Source organism: Nonomuraea ceibae, from assembly GCF_019396325.1.
Classification (GTDB): Bacteria; Actinomycetota; Actinomycetes; order Streptosporangiales; family Streptosporangiaceae; genus Nonomuraea; species Nonomuraea ceibae.
Genome location: NZ_JAHKRO010000026.1, coordinates 53,717 through 70,887, shown reverse-complemented (window position 1 = coordinate 70,887; position 17,171 = coordinate 53,717). Strand labels below are relative to the sequence as shown.

At 73.0% G+C, this 17,171-nt stretch carries 14 protein-coding genes; 9 read left to right on the top strand and 5 right to left on the bottom strand.

Features of this window, described 5'->3' with window-relative positions:
• Positions 1 to 9 precede the first annotated feature (9 nt).
• Entirely contained in the window at positions 10 to 1,530 is a 1,521-nt protein-coding gene (locus tag KME80_RS19000) for an N-acyl-D-amino-acid deacylase family protein (protein WP_219507010.1), read from the top strand.
• Here KME80_RS19000 and KME80_RS18995 read toward each other — a convergent pair.
• Positions 1,483 to 2,661, bottom strand: a complete 1,179-nt coding sequence (locus KME80_RS18995; protein WP_219507008.1) for an MFS transporter — start codon at positions 2,659 to 2,661, stop codon at positions 1,483 to 1,485. The genes KME80_RS19000 and KME80_RS18995 overlap by 48 nt on opposite strands.
• Before the next feature lie 89 nt (positions 2,662 to 2,750).
• Here KME80_RS18995 and KME80_RS18990 point away from each other — a divergent pair, with 89 nt between their 5' ends.
• From KME80_RS18990 to KME80_RS18965, 6 genes are all read left to right on the top strand, one after another.
• The gene (locus KME80_RS18990) at positions 2,751 to 3,647 is read left to right on the top strand and encodes a LysR family transcriptional regulator (protein WP_219507006.1); all 897 of its coding nucleotides are present in this window, start codon (positions 2,751 to 2,753) and stop codon (positions 3,645 to 3,647) included.
• An 18-nt stretch (positions 3,648 to 3,665) separates the two neighbouring features.
• A complete protein-coding gene (locus KME80_RS18985) occupies positions 3,666 to 3,941 on the top strand; it encodes an acylphosphatase (protein WP_219507004.1) in 276 nt (91 codons plus the stop codon).
• Positions 3,942 to 4,131: 190 nt separating this feature from the next.
• On the top strand, positions 4,132 to 4,326 hold the full coding sequence (locus KME80_RS18980) for a hypothetical protein (RefSeq protein WP_049556952.1): 195 nt from the start codon (positions 4,132 to 4,134) through the stop codon (positions 4,324 to 4,326).
• Positions 4,327 to 4,500: 174 nt separating this feature from the next.
• Complete coding sequence (gene smc, locus KME80_RS18975; protein ID WP_219507003.1) at positions 4,501 to 8,184, top strand: chromosome segregation protein SMC; 3,684 nt, start codon at positions 4,501 to 4,503, stop codon at positions 8,182 to 8,184.
• A gap of 53 nt (positions 8,185 to 8,237) precedes the next feature.
• Entirely contained in the window at positions 8,238 to 9,416 is a 1,179-nt protein-coding gene (gene ftsY / locus KME80_RS18970) for a signal recognition particle-docking protein FtsY (RefSeq protein ID WP_219507002.1), read from the top strand.
• A 251-nt stretch (positions 9,417 to 9,667) separates the two neighbouring features.
• Complete coding sequence (locus KME80_RS18965) at positions 9,668 to 11,329, top strand: tetratricopeptide repeat protein (RefSeq protein WP_246645189.1); 1,662 nt, start codon at positions 9,668 to 9,670, stop codon at positions 11,327 to 11,329.
• Positions 11,330 to 11,332: 3 nt separating this feature from the next.
• Here the strand turns inward: KME80_RS18965 and KME80_RS18960 are convergent, their stop codons facing one another.
• Genes KME80_RS18960 through KME80_RS18950 form a run of 3 tightly spaced genes read right to left on the bottom strand, consistent with a single transcriptional unit; the run spans position 11,333 to position 14,195 of the window.
• On the bottom strand, positions 11,333 to 12,124 hold the full coding sequence (locus KME80_RS18960) for an ABC transporter ATP-binding protein (RefSeq protein WP_219507001.1): 792 nt from the start codon (positions 12,122 to 12,124) through the stop codon (positions 11,333 to 11,335).
• Positions 12,121 to 13,164, bottom strand: coding sequence for a FecCD family ABC transporter permease (locus KME80_RS18955; protein WP_308125828.1), 1,044 nt, complete (start codon positions 13,162 to 13,164; stop codon positions 12,121 to 12,123). The genes KME80_RS18960 and KME80_RS18955 overlap by 4 nt, the downstream gene beginning before the upstream one ends.
• A complete protein-coding gene (locus tag KME80_RS18950; protein ID WP_219507000.1) occupies positions 13,161 to 14,195 on the bottom strand; it encodes a FecCD family ABC transporter permease in 1,035 nt (344 codons plus the stop codon). Before KME80_RS18950 ends, KME80_RS18955 begins: the two co-directional genes overlap by 4 nt.
• Positions 14,196 to 14,295: 100 nt before the next feature.
• Here KME80_RS18950 and KME80_RS18945 point away from each other — a divergent pair, with 100 nt between their 5' ends.
• A complete protein-coding gene (locus tag KME80_RS18945) occupies positions 14,296 to 15,261 on the top strand; it encodes an ABC transporter substrate-binding protein (protein WP_219506999.1) in 966 nt (321 codons plus the stop codon).
• Between the two features lie 4 nt (positions 15,262 to 15,265).
• Here the strand turns inward: KME80_RS18945 and KME80_RS18940 are convergent, their stop codons facing one another.
• Entirely contained in the window at positions 15,266 to 16,339 is a 1,074-nt protein-coding gene (locus tag KME80_RS18940) for a PLP-dependent cysteine synthase family protein (RefSeq protein WP_219506998.1), read from the bottom strand.
• A 246-nt stretch (positions 16,340 to 16,585) separates the two neighbouring features.
• On the opposite strand from KME80_RS18940, the gene KME80_RS18935 reads away from it, so the two are divergent.
• Positions 16,586 to 17,170, top strand: coding sequence for a sigma-70 family RNA polymerase sigma factor (locus KME80_RS18935; RefSeq protein WP_246645188.1), 585 nt, complete (start codon positions 16,586 to 16,588; stop codon positions 17,168 to 17,170).
• Position 17,171 lies beyond the last annotated feature (1 nt).

Below are 17,171 nucleotides of genomic sequence, written 5' to 3'. Positions count from 1 at the left end.
GTGGGTCTCATGGTGGATCTGCTGTTGCGCGGTGGTTCGGTGTACGACGGGCTGGGCTCCGCGGCCGTGACGGCGGACGTCGCCGTCGAGGGCGGCAGGGTGGTGGCCGTCGGCCGTGACCTGGGCGCCGCCCGCAGGGTGCTGGACGTGACGGGGCTGGCGGTCGCGCCCGGGTTCGTCGATCCGCACGCGCACTCCGACCTGGTGCCGCTCATGCCGCGGGCGCAGCCGTTCAAGCTGCTCCAGGGCGTGACGACGGAGATCAACGGCAACTGCGGCTTCTCCTACGCGCCCGACGCCTCCCGGCTGGAGGAGCTGACCGGGGACGGGGTGCCCGACTGGACGTTCGCCGGCTACCTGGCGGCCGTGGCCGACGCCGGGCCGACCAACCACGTGGCCACGCTGGTCGGACACTCGACGCTGCGCGGCGCGGTGGCCGGGTTCGAGCCGGAGCTGCGGCCCGGCGACCTGGAGCGGATGTGCGAGCTGGCCGCCGAGGCGTTCGAGGCGGGCGCGTGCGGGCTGTCGAGCGGCCTCATCTACCCGCCGGGCAGCTACGGCGACACCGACGAGCTGGTGGCCCTGGCCAGGGTCGCGCACCGCTACGGCGTCCCGTACACGACTCACCTGCGCGACGAGGGGTCGGCGCTGGGGCAGGCGCTGGACGAGGCCGTCGAGATCGCCCGGCGGGCGCGGGTGCGCCTTCAGGTGTCGCACTGCAAGGTCGCCGGCCGCGCCAACCACGGCGGGGCCGGGATGCTGCTCGGCAAGCTGCGTGAGGCCCGCCTGGCGGGCGTGGACGTGCGCGGCGACCAGTACCCCTACACGGCGGGCTCCACCGTCCTGGCGGCGCTGCTGCCGCCGGCCGCGCTGGCCGGCGGCGGCGTGCGCGACACGCTCGCCTCGCCCGGCGAGCGGGCCCGGCTGCGGGCCCGCGCCGAGGCGGGCGGCTCGGGCTCCGGGCTCTGGCGCGACGCCGTCCCCGAGGGCGTGCTGATCACCTCGCACGCCGAGCCGGGGTACGCCGGCCGCACGCTCGCGGACGTGGCCGCCTCCGGCGACGCCTGGGAGACGCTGTGCGACCTGGTGTCGGCCGATCCGGCCGCCGAGATGGTCGTCGAGATGATGGCCGAGGCCGACGTGACCGAGATCATGGCCGACCCGCTGATCGGCATCGGCTCCGACAACGGCGCCCCGGCCGGGCTGGAGCATCCCCGCACGTGGGGGTGCTTCCCCCGGTTCCTCGGGGTGTACGTGCGCGAGCGCGGGGTGGTCGGCTGGGCGGAGGCGGTGCGCAAGATGACCTCGGCCAACGCCGCCCAGTTCGGGCTGCGCGGGCGGGGCTGCCTGGTGCCGGGGGCGTACGCGGACGTGTGCGTGTTCGACCCGGAGAGCGTGGGCCACGCCGGGACGTACGCCGAGCCGTCCGCCCGGCCGACGGGCATCGTGCACGTCCTGCTGGAGGGCCGGGTGGTGGTCGAGTCAGGCGTGTTCACCGGCGGGCGTCACGGCCGGCTGCTGCGCCCGTGAGCCCCGTACGGCGATGAGGACGGCCGCCAGCGCGGTCAGCGCCGCGCCCAGCCACATCACGGCGGTCACCGAGACGCCGTCGGCCACCCGGCCGCCGACGAGCGCGCCGAGCGCGATGGAGACGTTGAACGCGCCGACGAACAGCGCCGTGCCCAGCTCGCCGCCGCCCGCCCGCATGATCCACAGCTGCAGGGTGACGCCCACGCCGCCGTAGCCGAGACCCCAGACGACGAGCACGGCCAGCGGCAGGCCGATCAGCGGCAGCGCCGCCATGCCCGCGACCATGAGCGCGACCAGCGTGATCAGGACCGCCGCCGGGTTCCTGGCGGCCCGCGCGCCGGCGGCGAAGTTGCCCGCCACGCCCGCCGCGCCGTACAGCAGGAGCGCGACGCCGACCAGCACCGGGCCGGCGTGCGTGACCTGCTCCATGAACGGCCGCACGTAGGTGTAGGCGGCGAAGTGACCGGCCACGATCAGGACGGTCAGCGCGAGGACGAGCCTGAGCGGCCCCGAGAACGCGCCGGACAGCGCGCCGCGGCTGTCGGTCCCCGGCAGCGGCGGCAGCGTGGCGGCCAGCAGCGCGAGCAGGACGAGCGCGCCGGCGCCCATGGCGGCGAACGCCGTGCGCCACCCCGCGAACGACGACACGAACGTCGCCGCGGGCACCCCCAGCACCGAGGCCACCGCCACGCCGGACAGGATGACGGAGGTGGCCCGGCCGACCGCCCGTTCCGGCACCAGGCGCGGGCCCAGCCCGGCCGCGATGGCCCAGAACCCGCCGATGCTCACCCCGGTCAGCACCCGGGCCGCCAGCATCACCGGGTAGTTCGGCGCGAGCGCGCCCATCAGGTTGCCCGCCGCCAGCAACGCCATCAACGCCAGCAGCATGATCCGCCGGTCCAGCCGCCGGGTGGTGAACGCCAGCACGGGCGCCGAGGCGGCGGCCACCAGCCCGGGGGCCGTCATCATCAGCCCGGCCGTGCCGTCCGACACGCCGAGCGACGCGGCGATCTCGGTCAGCAGGCCGACGGGCAGCATCTCGCTGGTCACGAGGGTGAAGGTGCCCGCCGCGACCGAGGTCACGGCGAGCCAGCGCGCCGGAGCGGCGGCGGGTGCGTCAGTCGTCGTCATGCCGCTCAGCCTCGCGGCGGCGCGCGTGGGGAACAATGACGAACGGCGAAGCCTTGGTTTAGGCAGGCTAAGCGATGCTGGAGGCGGGGATGGAGTTCAGGGAGCTGGAGTGCTTCGTGGTGCTGAGCGAGGAGCTGCACTTCGCGCGCACGGCCGAGCGCCTCTACCTGTCGCCGGGGAGGGTGAGCCAGCTCATGCGCGCCCTGGAGACCAGGATCGGCGGCAGGCTCTTCGAGCGCACCAGCAGGCGGGTGCGGCTCACGCCGCTCGGCGAGCGGTTCCTGGCCGACCTGAGGCCCGCCTACGCCGGGCTGGCGAGCGCCGTGAGCCGGGCCAAGGCCGCGGCGCGGGAGGTCACGGGCGTGCTCAGGGTGGGGTTCCTGGCCACGCCGACGGACGTGGTCACGGGCAGCGTGCTGGCGTTCGAGAGCCGTCATCCCGGCTCGTCGGTCGAGCTGGTGGAGATCCCGCTGTCCGACCCGTTCGGCAGGCTGCGGGCCGGGCAGGTCGACGTCGCGTTCACGCTGCTGCCGGTGGACGAGCCCGACCTGGCGACCGGCGAGGCCCTGAACCGCGTCCCCTACCACCTCGGGCTGCCCGCCGGCCATCCGCTGGCCGGACGGGTGAGCATCGGCGCGGAGGAGCTGGCCGGCGTGCCGCTGATCGGGCTGGACGGGCCCGCGCCGCGCGGGTGGCGCGAGCGGGCGGCACCCAGCGTGACCCCTTCCGGACAGCCGATTCCCCAGGCAGGTACGGTGGCCACCAGCCAGGAGGGCCTGACCCAGGTGGCGCTCGGCCGGGGCGGCATGCTGTTCTGCACCCCGACGGCGGCCCACCACAGGCGGCCCGACGTGAGCTTCGTGCCGGTCACCGGGCTGCCGCCGTCGGTGCTCGGCCTGGCCTGGGTCAAGGCGGCGGAGACCGCGGCGATCAGGGCGTTCGCGCGGGCGGCGGCCGGGCACGCGCTGAGGCTCGTGGCCGCATGACGTCAGCAGGGAGGAATCATGGACGACGCGCGTATGACCGCCTGGGTGCGGGGCAGGGTGCAAGGGGTGGGGTTCCGCTGGTGGACCAGGGCCAGAGCGCTGGAGCTGGGCCTGACCGGCTGGGCCAGGAACACCGACGACGGCCGGGTCGAGGTCGTCGCCGAGGGGCCGCGCGAGTCGTGCGTCAAGCTCCTCGACCTGCTCAGAGGTTGCGACACGCCGGGCAGGGTGGATGGAGTAGTGGAACGCTGGAGCGAACCCCGAGGTAGCTTGGGCGGATTTGTGGAGCGGTGACCCGTTTCGTTAAACGGCTCAAATAGGGTATAGTTATATGTCGGGAGTGCCTGTCGGTAGGGCAGAGCGGTGCGTTCGACTTGACCGCCCACACGGCCGGTGCGACTCTTGTTAGGTACCACGCGCACCCCTCCCGCGGAATAGAAGTGCGCGAACCAGTCTGGTCACTCAGCGTGGAGGACCCTTTACCATGGCGAAGGCTCTACTCGGCCACGTCGGCGGTCCTGACCCTCGAATGGTCTCGGAGATGCGGCGATTGCAGCAGCGGATCCGTGACCTGGAGGCAGAACTCATCCGACTCCAGGCCCAGAATGACGCTCTTGCGGCGCAAACCCGCGATGAGGCAATCAGCCGCATGCAGGAGCGCGAGCCGGCACTCACCTGAGAGTGATCGGAGCGCAAGATCAGGGACGTCTCACCGAGGCGTCCCTTGTTATTTTTCGCGGGACCGTTGTTTTGCGTAAGACCCTCCTCACCTCCTGACTGCGCCCGCCAGCGACGGGCAGCCGGGGCCAGTAGGCTTTCCCGGAGTTCCGTCCAGGAGTAGGGGGTCCGCGCTTTGTACCTGAAGACCCTCACGCTGCGCGGATTCAAGTCCTTCGCCTCGGCCACCGCCCTCCGCTTCGAGCCCGGCATCACCTGCGTCGTCGGCCCCAACGGCTCCGGCAAGTCCAACGTCGTCGACGCCCTGGCCTGGGTCATGGGCGAGCACAGCGCCAAGTCGCTGCGCGGCGGCAAGATGGAGGACGTCATCTTCGCCGGCACCTCCTCCCGGCCGCCCCTCGGCCGCGCCGAGGTGACGCTGACCATCGACAACACCGACGGCGCCCTGCCGATCGACTACACCGAGGTCACGATCAGCCGGCTGATGTTCCGGTCCGGCCAGAGCGAGTACGCGATCAACGGCGACACCTGCCGCCTGCTCGACATCCAGGAGCTGCTGTCCGACTCCGGCATCGGCAGGGAGATGCACGTCATCGTCGGCCAGGGCCAGCTCGACGCCGTCCTCCACGCCGGTCCCGAGGACCGCCGCGCCTTCATCGAGGAGGCCGCGGGCGTCCTCAAGCACCGCAAGCGCAAGGAGAAGGCGCTGCGCAAGCTCGACGCGATGCAGGCCAACCTGACCCGCGTCCAGGACCTCGCCACCGAGCTGCGCCGCCAGCTCAAGCCGCTCGGCCGCCAGGCGGAGATCGCCCGCAAGGCCGCCGTCATCCAGGCCGACCTGCGTGACGCCCGGCTGCGGCTGCTGGCCGACGACGTCGGCATCCTGCGCGCCACGCTGGAGCGCGAGGCCGCCGACGAGGCCGCGATCCTCGCCAGGCGGGCCCAGGTCGAGGCCGGGCTGGCCGAGGGCCAGCAGCGCGAGGCCCTGCTGGAGGCCGCCGAGGCCGAGGCGCAGCCCCGGCTGAGCGCCGCCCAGGAGACCTACTTCCGGCTGTCGTCGCTGCGCGAGCGCATCACCGGCCTGGCCCAGCTCGCCGCCGAACGCCACCGCCACGCCGTCGACGCCGCCTCCATCGAACGCCGTGGCCGCGAGCCCGAAGAGCTGGAGCGCGAGGCCGCCGAGGCGCGCGAGCAGGAGCTGATCCTCCAGGCCGAGCTGGAGCAGGCCCGCGAGCTGCTCGACGACGCCGTCGAGCGCCGCACCGCCGCCGAGGCCGAGCTGGCCGCCGAGGAGCGCCGGCTGGCGATGGCCGCCAGGGCCGCCGCCGACCGCCGCGAGGGCCTGGCCAAACTCCGCGGCCAGGTCGACTCCGTACGGAGCAGGTCACGGGCCGCCGAGGAGGAGATCGGCCGGCTGGAGCGGGCGGTCGCCGACGCGGCCGAGCGCGAGCGGCGCGCCCGCGAGGACCTGGAGGCGCAGCGGCTCGACGAGCCCGCCCCCGACCCCGCGCTGGCCGAGGAGCTCGCCACCGCGCAGGCGCTGGTCGAGGAGGCCAAGCTGGCCGCCGACGCGGCCCGCGCCGCCGTCGAGGAGGCCAAGGCCGCGCTCGACGCGCCCCGCGCCGCCCTCCAGGCCGCGAAGTCGGGCGTCGGCACCGCACGTGCCGCCGACCAGGACGCGCAGCGGGCCGTCGCCGCGCTCCAGGCCCGGTGCGACGCCCTGGAGCTGGGCCTGGCCAAGGGCGACGGCGGCGCGGCCCTGCTGGAGGCCGATCTGTCCGGCGTGCTCGGGCCGCTCGCCGCGTCCCTCCAGGTGACGCCCGGGGCCGAGGTGGCCGTCGCCGCCGTGCTCGGGCCGGTCGCCGAGGCCATCGCCGTCACGTCGCTCGGCACCGCCGTCGAGGCGCTGGAGCTGCTGCGCGTCAAGGAGGCGGGCCAGGCGACCCTCCTGGTCGCCGGCTCCCGTGACGGCGCCGGGCCCGGCTCGCCGGGCGGCGCGCCCGGCGGTGGGCGGTGGGCGGCCGAGCTGGTCAGCGTGCCCGACCGGCTGCGCGCGTCCCTCGACCACGTGCTGGGCGGGGTCGTCGTGGTCGACGACCTGGAGACCGCGCGGCGGGTGGTCGAGGCCGACCCCGCCCTGCGCGCCGTCACCGTCGGGGGCGACCTCGTCGGCGCGCACGTCGCCGGCGGCGGGTCCGAGGGCGGCACGTCCGTGCTCCAGGTCCGCGCCGCGCTCGACGACGCCGTCGCCGACCTGGCCGACGCCAGGACCAGGGCCGAGGAGACCGCCGCCGCGCTGACCGAGGCGGTCGCCGCCGAGCAGGCCGCCCAGGCCGCGTTCGAGGCCGCCCAGGCGCAAGTCGCGGAGGCCCAGAGCGCGGTCAGCGCCGCCCAGTCCGGGGTCAGCTCCGCGCAGGGCACGCTCGACCAGGTCAGGGCCCGCCAGCGGGAGGCCGACCAGCGCGACGCCGCCGCCGCCAAGCGGCTGGCCCAGCTCGAGGCCGCGGCCGAGGCCGCCCGCGCCGAGGCCGAACGGCTCGGCCAGAGCGTCGCCGCCGCCCGCGAGGCCCGCGCCGACGGCCTGGAGGAGCTGGCCGAGCTGGAGGTCCGGCTGGCCGAGGCCGAATACTCCCAGGAGCTGGAGACCGAGCCCACCACCGAGGCCCGCGACGAGCTCGCCGCCGTCTGCGAGAGCGCCCGGCAGCGCGAGGTCGAGACCCGCCTCCAGGTCCGCACCGCCGAGGAGCGGGTCAAGGGCGTCGAGGGCCGCGCCGACGGCCTCATCCGCGCCGCCGCCCGCGAGCGCCAGGAACGCGCCCAGGCCGCCGCACAGCGCGCCCGCCGCCGTGAGCAGGCCGTCCTGGCCCAGGCGGTCGCCGAGGGCGCCAAGCGCGTCCTGACGAGCCTCGCGGCCTCCATCCAGCTCGCCGCCCGCGAGCGCGACGAGGCCGACCTCGCCCGCGTCGCCGTCGACGCCGAGCTCAAGCAGGTACGCCTGCACGTGCGCGAGCTCAGCCAGGAGCTCGACAAGCTGGTCAACCGGGTCCACGGCAGCGAGGTGGCCCGCACCGAGCAGCGCCTCCGGCTGGAGCAGCTGGAGCAGCGGGCCATGGACGAGTTCGGCGTCGAGGCCGACACGCTGCTCACCGAGTACGGCCCCGACGCCCCGGTGCCGGGCGACCCGCCCGTTCCGTACGTGCGCGAGGAGCAGGAGAAGCGGGCCCGCGCCGCCGAGCGCCAGATGAACCAGCTCGGCAAGGTCAACCCGCTGGCCCTGGAGGAGTTCGCGGCGCTGGAGGAGCGCCACGCGTTCCTGACCTCGCAGCTGGAGGACCTGAAGAAGACCCGGCGCGACCTGCTGACCGTGGTCAAGGAGGTCGACGACCGGGTGCAGCTGATGTTCTCGTCGGCGTACGAGGACGTGGCACGCGAGTTCGAGCAGATCTTCGGCCGGGTGTTCCCGGGCGGCGACGGACGGCTCGTGCTGACCGACCCCGACGACATGCTGACCACCGGCATCGAGGTGGAGGCGCGGCCGCCGGGCAAGAAGGTCAAGCGGCTGTCGCTGCTGTCGGGCGGCGAGCGGTCGCTGACGGCGGTCGCGTTCCTGATCTCCATCTTCAAGGCCAGGCCGTCGCCGTTCTACGTCATGGACGAGGTCGAGGCCGCGCTCGACGACACCAACACCCAGCGGCTGCTGACGCTGTTCGAGGAACTGCGGCAGAGCTCGCAGCTGATCGTCATCACGCACAACAAGCGTACGATGGAGATCGCCGACGCCCTCTACGGCGTGTCGATGCGCGGCGACGGCGTCACCCAGGTCGTCAGCCAGCGGCTTCGCGAGCGCGAAACGGCGTGATTGGCGTGGCCTTGGGCATGAGCATGCCGGACGATCTGGAAAACTGACATCTTGTGGATGGTTACCTCGGCGTCATAGTGATCGTGGTGCTTGTCGCCCTCGTGGCGGCAGGCGGCCTCTTCCTGCTCTTCCGGCCGGGCGGCAAGGCGGCCCCGCCGCCCGTCAAGCCTCCGGAGGCGCCGCCGCTCCCGGAGGAGACGGAGAAGCGCCCCGCCTCGGCCGACGAGGCCGAAGGCGCCACCACCACGCTGCCGCCTCCGGCCAAGCCCGCCGAGCCCGCCGTCGTGGCGCCGCCCGTGGAGGTGCCGCCGCCGTCCGAGGGACGCATGGTGCGGCTGCGCTCGCGGCTGGCCAGGTCGCAGAGCGCGCTCGGCCGCGGCCTGCTGGAGCTGCTGTCGCGTGACCGGCTCGACGACGAGGTCTGGGACGAGATCGAGGAGCGTCTGATCACGGCCGACGTCGGCGTCGCGCCGACCCAGGTCATGGTCGAGGAGCTGCGCACCAAGGTCAAGGTGCTCGGCAGCCGGTCGCCGCAGGAGGTGCGGGCGCTGCTGCGTGAGCAGCTTCTCATCCAGGTCAACCCCGACCTCGACCGCACCCTCCACACCGCCAAGCACGGCGAGCGGCCGGCCGTGGTGCTGGTCGTGGGCGTCAACGGCACCGGCAAGACCACCACCACCGGCAAGCTCGCCCGCTCGCTCGTCGGCGACGGCAAGAAGGTCGTGCTGGGCGCGGCCGACACGTTCCGCGCCGCCGCCGCCGACCAGCTCCAGACGTGGGGCGACCGGGTCGGCGCCGACGTGGTGCGCGGTCCCGAGGGCGGCGACCCGGCCTCGGTGGCCTTCGACGCGACCGCCCGGGGGATCGAGGAGCAGGCCGACGTGGTCATCGTCGACACGGCGGGCCGCCTGCACACCAAGACCGGCCTGATGGACGAGCTGGGCAAGGTCAAGCGCGTCATCGAGAAGAAGGCCACGGTCGACGAGGTGCTGCTCGTCCTCGACGCCACCACGGGCCAGAACGGGATGCGGCAGGCGCAGGTGTTCGCCGAGGTGGTCAACATCACGGGCATCGCGCTGACGAAGCTCGACGGCACGGCCAAGGGCGGCATCGTCATCTCGGTCCAGCGGGAGCTGGGTGTCCCGGTCAAGCTGGTCGGGTTGGGCGAGGGTCCGGATGATTTGGCCCCCTTCGACCCAGAGGTGTTCGTCGACGCCATCCTGGGTGATTGATCCTTAAACCCCTAGGAAATTTCCCTTACCAGGTCATCCCTTGTTGTTTGACCGCTTTCGTGTTGATATTGAGCGGTCCTTTTCGTTTGACCTGGAATGAGTGCACATGAAGAAGGTTGTGGTTCACAAGCCGGGCACCGTCAAGCTGACCGGAGCGGCGACTCCGAAGCACGCGGCCTAACCTCCTCCATGGCAGAGGGCCGGCGCATTGCGGTGGATGCGCCGGCCCATTCTCTTGGCGGACGGGGAAATTGCACGAGATCACGCTTGACGCGCACCGCGGCCTGCTCGGCCCCTACACCATGGCGGCCGGGCTGGCCGCGGCGCTGGTTCCAGGAGCGGCGCCGGAGCTGGCCGCCGCCCACGACATAGAGCTCAGGGCCGTCGCGCCCATGCTGAACCTGCCGGTCAGGCGGTCCTCGCTGGCCGACCGGCTGCCGCAGGAGGAGCGGATCCTCATCCCGGCGCCCCTGCGCACGCTCCGGCTGGCGAACGGGGTGGCGGAGTTCGTACGCGATCATCTGGAGGCGGCGGGGCCGCTGAAGCTGCGGGTGGTCAACCTCGCCGAAGCGGACCCGACCGATATCGAGTTGCTGGCGGTGCTGGAGCGGCGGGTGCCGGCGCTCACCGTGGTCCGCGAGGAGCACGGGCCGCCGCATCCGGGGCCGGTCCACCGGCTCGGGCCGGAGCTCGACCGCTACCGCAACGAGGGCTTCCACCACGCGATGGCCGAGGCCGGGGCCGCGCTGCTGCCCGGGCTGCCGGAAGGCGGCGACGAGTGGTGGACGCTGCTGCACCGCACCACGACCGCGCTGGCCGCGCTCGAACGCGAGGACGAGGCCCGCGACCTGCTGGACCTGGCCCGCCGGGTCGGGCACGACCCCAAGAACCTCGCCACGGCGGCGTACGCGACCGCGATGCTGCTCGTCAGGCACCACGACCCGGCCCGGCGCGACCCGGCCGAGGCGATGGAGTGGATCGACCGGGCGGTGGCGCTGGCGGGCAGCCTGGCCGATCCCCGGGAGCGGGCGTTCCACCTGGGCTTCGACCTGAACGGCAAGGCGCTGGTGTCGGTGCGGCTGGGCCGGTTCGCGCAGGCGCTGGAGCTGGTGGAGGAGGCGCTGGCGCTGGGGGAGCGGGAGCTCGCCCCGGCCCACCCGATCCACCGGCTGGTGCTGCACGCCAACCGGGCGCAGCTCATGGCGCAGGCGGGGCGCACCGACGAGGCGCTGATCGGCTACGGCACGGCGATCGCGATGGACCCCGGCTACCCGGACTACTACCTGGACCGGGGCAACCTGCTGCACAAGCTGGGCCGCGTCGCCGAGGCGCTGGCCGACTACGAGAGCGCGATGCGGCTCGGGCCGCCGTTCCCGGAGCCGTACTACAACCGGGCGGAGATCCGCTTCGCGGCGGGCGACCTCGCCGGGGCACGCGCCGACCTGGACCACGCGCTGGAGCTGGATCCGGGGTTCGGGCCCGCGTACGTGAACCGGGCGGGCATCCTGGCCGGGCTCGGCGAGTACGAGGCGGCGCGGGCCGACGTGGCGCGCGGGCTGGCGGCCGACCCGGGCAACGCGCACCTGCTGGCCGTGCTCGGGCAGGTGGAGGCGGCGCGGGGCAGGCCGGAGGAGGCGCTGGCGGCCTATGACGCGGCGCTGGCGGCCGATCCCGGGCTGGCGGCCGCGTGGGCGGGGCGCGGGGAGCTGGCGTTCGAGCGTGGCGAGCACCACCAAGCGGTCGCCGACCTCACCCGGGCGCTGCAGCTCGGCGAGACGGCCGAGCTGCTGTTCAACCGGGCGGTGGCGCACCGGGCGGCGGGCCGGGCCGAGCAGGCCAGGCAGGATCTGCTGCGGGCCAGGGAGCTGGCGCCGGGCGACGAGGACATCGAGCGGGCGCTGGCCGGGGAGTGACGCTCAGGAGGACTGGCGGTGGGTGCCGATCGGGACGACGAGCGGGGTGCCCGCCACCGGGTCCGGGATGACCTTGGCGTCCAGCTCGAACACCTCGCGCAGCAGCTCCTCGGTGAGCACCTCGTGCGGCTCCCCGGCGGCGATCACCCGGCCGCCGCGCATCGCCACCAGGCGGTCGGCGTAGCGGGCGGCCAGGTTGAGGTCGTGCAGGACCATGACGATGGTCCGGCCCGAGGCGTGGTGCAGCCGCCGGACCAGCTCCAGCACCTCGACCTGGTGGGCCAGGTCCAGGAACGTCGTCGGCTCGTCGAGCAGCAGCAGGTCGGTGCCCTGGGCCAGCGCCATCGAGATCCACGCCCGCTGCCGCTGCCCGCCGGACAGCTCGTCCAGCGGCCGTTCGGCCAGGTCGGCCAGGCCCGTCATGGTCAGCGCCTCGGCCACGGCCGACTCGTCGTCCGTCGACCACTGGCGGTACCAGGTCTGGTGCGGGTGCCTGCCCCGGGCGACCAGGTCGGCGACGGTCAGCCCTTCGGGCGCGGTCGGCGCCTGGGGGAGCACGCCGAGGACCTTGGCCACCTCGCGGGTGGGGATGCGGTCGATGCGCTTGCCGTCGAGCAGCACCTCGCCGCCCTGCGGCTTCAGCAGGCGGCCCAGGGCGCGCAGCAGGGTGGACTTGCCGCACCCGTTGGGGCCGATGATCGTGGTCACGGTGCCCGCCTCGATGCCGAGGTCGAGGCCGTCGACGATGGTGCGGTCGCCGTAGCCGAGCTTGACGGCGGCGGCCTGGAGCCTCATTTCCTCGCCCTCCAGATGAGGTGGATCAGGTACGGGGCGCCGAGGACGGCGGTGACGACGCCGACGGGCAGTTCGACCGGCGCGAACAGGGTGCGGGCGAGCAGGTCGGCGGCGGTGATGAGCACCGCGCCCACGGCGGCCGACGACAGCAGCGGCGGCTGGGCCGACCTGGTGAGGCGCAGCGCGATCTGCGGCGCGGCCAGCGCCACGAACGCGATGGGCCCGGCCGAGGCGGTGGCCACGGCGGCGAGCAGCACGGCGGCCAGGATCATGGCCGCGCGGGCGCGGTTCATGCGGAGGCCGAGCGCGGTCACCGTGTCGTCGCCGAACCGCAGCGCGTTCAGCGACCGGGTGCCGGTCAGGGCCAGCGGCACGAGCACAGCCAGGGCGACGGCCACGGGCTGGACGTGCTCCCAGCCCCGGCCGTGGAGCGAGCCGCTGATCCACACCATCGCGCGGCCGGTGTCGTTGACGTCGCCGACGGTGAGCAGCCAGAACTTCACGTTGGTGAACACGGCGGCCACGCCGATGCCGACGAGCACCAGGCGGTAGCCGTCGAGGCCGCGCCGCCAGGCGAGCCCGTAGACGATGACGGCGCCGATCAGGCCGCCGAGCAGGGCGAGCGCGGGGACGCCGAGGCTGGTGAGCAGGCCGCTGGTGCCCCCGTAGGCGCTGCCGCTGGCGACGACCCCGGCGACGACGAGCACGGAGGCGCCGTTGGTGACGCCGAGGATCTCCGGGCTGGCGAGCGGGTTGCGGGCGATGGACTGGATGATCGCGCCGGACAGCGCGAGGGCCGCGCCGACCAGCGCCCCGGTGAGCGCGCGGGGCAGGCGCAGCTCCATGATGACGAAGTGGGCCGGGTCGGCCGGGTCGAAGGTGGCGGCGAGCACCTGGGCGACCGTCAGCTCGATGTCGCCCATGCGCATGCTCAGCGCCATGAGCAGGGCGAGCAGCGCCAGCCCGGCGGTCGTCACGACCACGCCGCGCGGTCTGATCCGCCACGACAGGCCGCCGAGGCGCAGGGGGATCGAGGTCACAGGCGCACCGGCTTCCTGCGCCGGACGAGCGCGACGAAGAAGGGGGCGCCGATGAGCGCGAGCACCACGCCGACCTCCAGCTCGCCGGGCGGCGCCACGACGCGGCCGACGACGTCGGCGAGGAGCACCAGCGCGGCTCCGAGCAGTCCCGAGTACGGGATCAGCCAGCGATGGTCAGTGCCGGACAGCGCCCTGGCCAGGTGCGGGACGATGAGCCCGACGAACGCGAGCGCGCCGCAGGCGGCCACGGCGGCGCCGGACAGCAGGGTGACGGCGGCGACGCCGACGGTGCGGGTCAGGGCGATGTGCTGGCCGAGGCTGCGGGCGACGTCCTCGCCCAGCGACAGCGCGTTGAGGCCGGGCGCGTTGATCATGGCCAGCACCAGCCCGGCGGCGATGAACGGCAGCACCTGCCAGACCACGTCGGGGCCGCGCGCGGCGATCGAGCCCGCCTGCCAGAACCGGAAGACGTCCATCGCCTGCTCGTCCAGCAGCACGAGGGCCGAGGTGAGGGCGTACAGGAAGGCGCTGACGGCGGTGCCCGCCAGGGCGAGCGTCACGGGGGTCGGCCCGCCGCGCCCGCCGACCATGCCGAGGGCGAACACGCCGACGCTGGCGACGAGCGCGCCGGCCAGGCCGAACCAGATGTAGGCGAGCAGGCTGGAGGCGCCCAGCCACATGATCGAGGCCACCATGGCGAACGCCGCGCCCTGGGTGACGCCGAGCAGGCCGGGGTCGGCGAGCGGGTTGCGGGTGTGGCCCTGCATGAGCGCGCCCGCGACGCCGAGCGCGAGCCCGGACAGCACGCCGAGCGCGGTCCTGGGCACGCGCAGGGAGCGGATGATGATGTCGCTCTCGGTGTCGCCAGGGGCGGTCAGCGCGTGCCAGGCGTCGAGCGGCGCCACGGACCGGGAGCCGATCGTGATGCTCAGCACCACCCCGGCGAGCACGGCCGCCGCCAGGACGGCGAGGACGGTGATCCGGCGGTGACGGATGCCGTGCAGGCGCGGCGCCACGGCGGTCGCACTCACCCGTCCTCCTCCGAAGTTGCCTGACCCTGGTGCAGTATGCCAGCTTAGGCAGGGCTAACCTAATTTAGGTTTGCCTTACTTGATCGTCGAAAGGGTTCCGATGAGATCGTTGCGCGCGCTGGTGGGCGCCGTCCTGGTGGCCGGGCTGGCCGCCTGCGGTGCGAGCGAGCCTGCGGCCACCACGCAGAAGGCCGCCGAGCCGTTCCGCACCATCAAGCACGCGATGGGCGAGACCGTCATCCCCACCCAGCCCAAGCGGGTCGTCGCGCTCGACCAGAGCTTCGTCGACGCCGTGCTCACGCTGGAGACGCCCGTGGTGGGCTACACCACCTACCGGGCCATCGACGACAAGCTGCCCGACTACCTGGGGCCGGCCCTGGCGCAGTACGGCAAGGAGGCCACCTCCGTCGGCACGCTGGAGCAGCCGAGCCTGGAGAAGGTCATGGCGCTCAAGCCCGACCTGATCGTCTCGGCCAAGGTCCGCCACGAGGCCCTGTACGACAAGCTTTCCAAGATCGCCCCGACCGTCTTCAGCGAGACGACCGGCGCCATCTGGAAGGACAACCTGCGCCTCGTCGGGCAGGCCCTCGGCAAGGAGGACCTCGCCGACACCAGGATCAAGGAGTACGAGGACCGCGCCGGCAAGATCGGCGCCGCGATCAAGGAGAAGGACGGGAAGCTGCCGACGGTCTCGGTCGTGCGGTTCGCCGGTGAGCCCACCGCCCGCCTCTACGTGGAGAACTCCTACTCCGGCCTGGTCCTGAAGGACGTCGGCTTCCCCCGCCCGGAGGGCCAGCCGAGCACCACGGAGACGATCATGGTGGAGATCAGCGAGGAGCGGATCGCGGACATGGACGCCGACCACATCTTCGTCGCCACCTACCCGGACCCGACGGCAGACGGGCCCAAGGCCAAGTTCACCGGAAACCCGCTGTGGGGCAAGCTCAAGGGCGTCAAGCACGAGGTCAGCGACCTGACGTGGATGAGCGCCGTGGGGCTCCAGGGCGCCCACAGCATGCTCGACGACCTGGCCGGCCTCTTCAAGGTGGACCCGGCCAAGGCGTGACGGCCTAGCTGGGCAGGAACGCGCGCAGGTCGGCCAGGTGGGGCTCGATGTCGAGGCCCTGGCCGGCCAGCCACGCGGGGTCGCCGTACGTGCCCCGGTAGCGGTCGCCGCTGTCGCAGATCAGCGTGACGACGCTGCCCCGCTCGCCGGCCTCGCGCATCTCCCTGATGAGCTCCACGCAGGCGGCCACGTTGGTCCCGGTGGAGCCGCCCACGTCGCGGCCGGTGACCTCGCGCACCCAGTGCATGGCCGCGATCGAGCGAGCGTCGGGCACGGCGACCATCCGGTCGATGACCGTCGGCTGGAACGACGGCTCGACGCGCGGCCGCCCGATGCCCTCGATGCGCGAGCCGGGCGCGGTGGCCGCGCCGTCGCCCGACACCCAGCTCGGGTAGAAGGCCGAGCCCTCCGGGTCGACGACGGCCAGCCGGGTGGCGTGACATCGGTAGCGGATGTAGCGGCCGATCGTCGAGGAGGTGCCGCCGGTGCCCGCGCCGACCACGATCCAGGCGGGCTCCGGGTACGGCTCCATCGCCATCTGGTTGTAGATCGACTCGGCGATGTTGTTGTTGCCGCGCCAGTCGGTGGCCCGCTCGGCGTAGGTGAACTGGTCCATGAAGTGGCCGCCGGTCTCGGCCGCCAGCCGCCGGGACTCCGCGTAGATCGTGCCGGGGTCGCTGACCAGGTGGCACTTGCCGCCGTGGAACTCGATCAGGTGGATCTTCTCCGGCGACGTGGACGCGGGCATGACCGCGATGAACGGCAGGCCGAGCAGCCGGGCGAAGTACGCCTCGCTCACGGCGGTGGAGCCGCTGGACGCCTCGACGATCGTGGTGCGGGGGCCGATCCAGCCGTTCGCCAGCCCGTACAGGAAAAGTGAGCGAGCCAGCCGGTGTTTCAGTGAACCGGTGGGGTGCACCGACTCGTCTTTCAGATAGAGGTTTACCCCCCAGTGCGAGGGCAGCGGAAAGACGTGCAGGTGAGTATCGCAACTACGGTTGGCGTCGGCCTCCACCTTGCGGATGGCCTCCGCCACCCACGACCGAGTCCCCGAGTCATGCCGGTCCAGGTATTCCATGGCCCATACGCTATCCCATGTGAAGCTGGCCACACTTTGCGGAAAATTGAGGGGATAGTGTTATGATTATGAAATCTGTCCGGCCGTGGACGTGATGACGCACGCCGCGAGCAGATGGACTGTTCACCCCGCTGACCAGTGCGGAAGCCCTAACGCGGCCCTTACGAGGGGCCTGGGAGCATGGAATCGCTGTCAGCCGGCTGGATGCCGACGGGGGATAGCGCAAGGGGGAATGAATTGATCACCATGACCGATGAGCAGCGTCAGGACTGGTTCGAGCGCGACGTCGTGCCCGTCACGTCGCAGCTGTTCGCCTCCGCCATGCGTCTGACCCGCAACACCGCCGACGCCGAGGACCTCGTGCAGGAGACCGTGGCCAAGGCCTACACCTCCTACCACCAGTTCCGTGAGGGCACCAACCTCAAGGCCTGGCTGCACCGGATCCTCACCAACAACTTCATCAACGACTATCGCAAGAAGCAGCGTTCACCGAAGTTGTCGGCGGCCGAGGACATCGAGGACTGGCAGTTGCACGCCGCCGAGTCCCACACCTCGACGGGTCTGCGCTCGGCCGAGAACGAGGCGCTCGACCGGCTGCCCGACAACGTGGTGATGAACGCGCTGCGCTCGCTGCCCGAGGACTTCCGGGTCGCCGTCTACCTCGCCGACGTCGAAGGCTTCCCGTACAAGGAGATCGCCGACCGGATGGGCACGCCCATCGGCACCGTCATGTCCCGGCTGCACCGGGGCCGCCGCCAGCTCCGCGGCATGCTGGAGGACTACGTGCGAGAGGAAGGCGCCGTGCGGCTGCCCGCCCAGCGCGCGGCCTGAC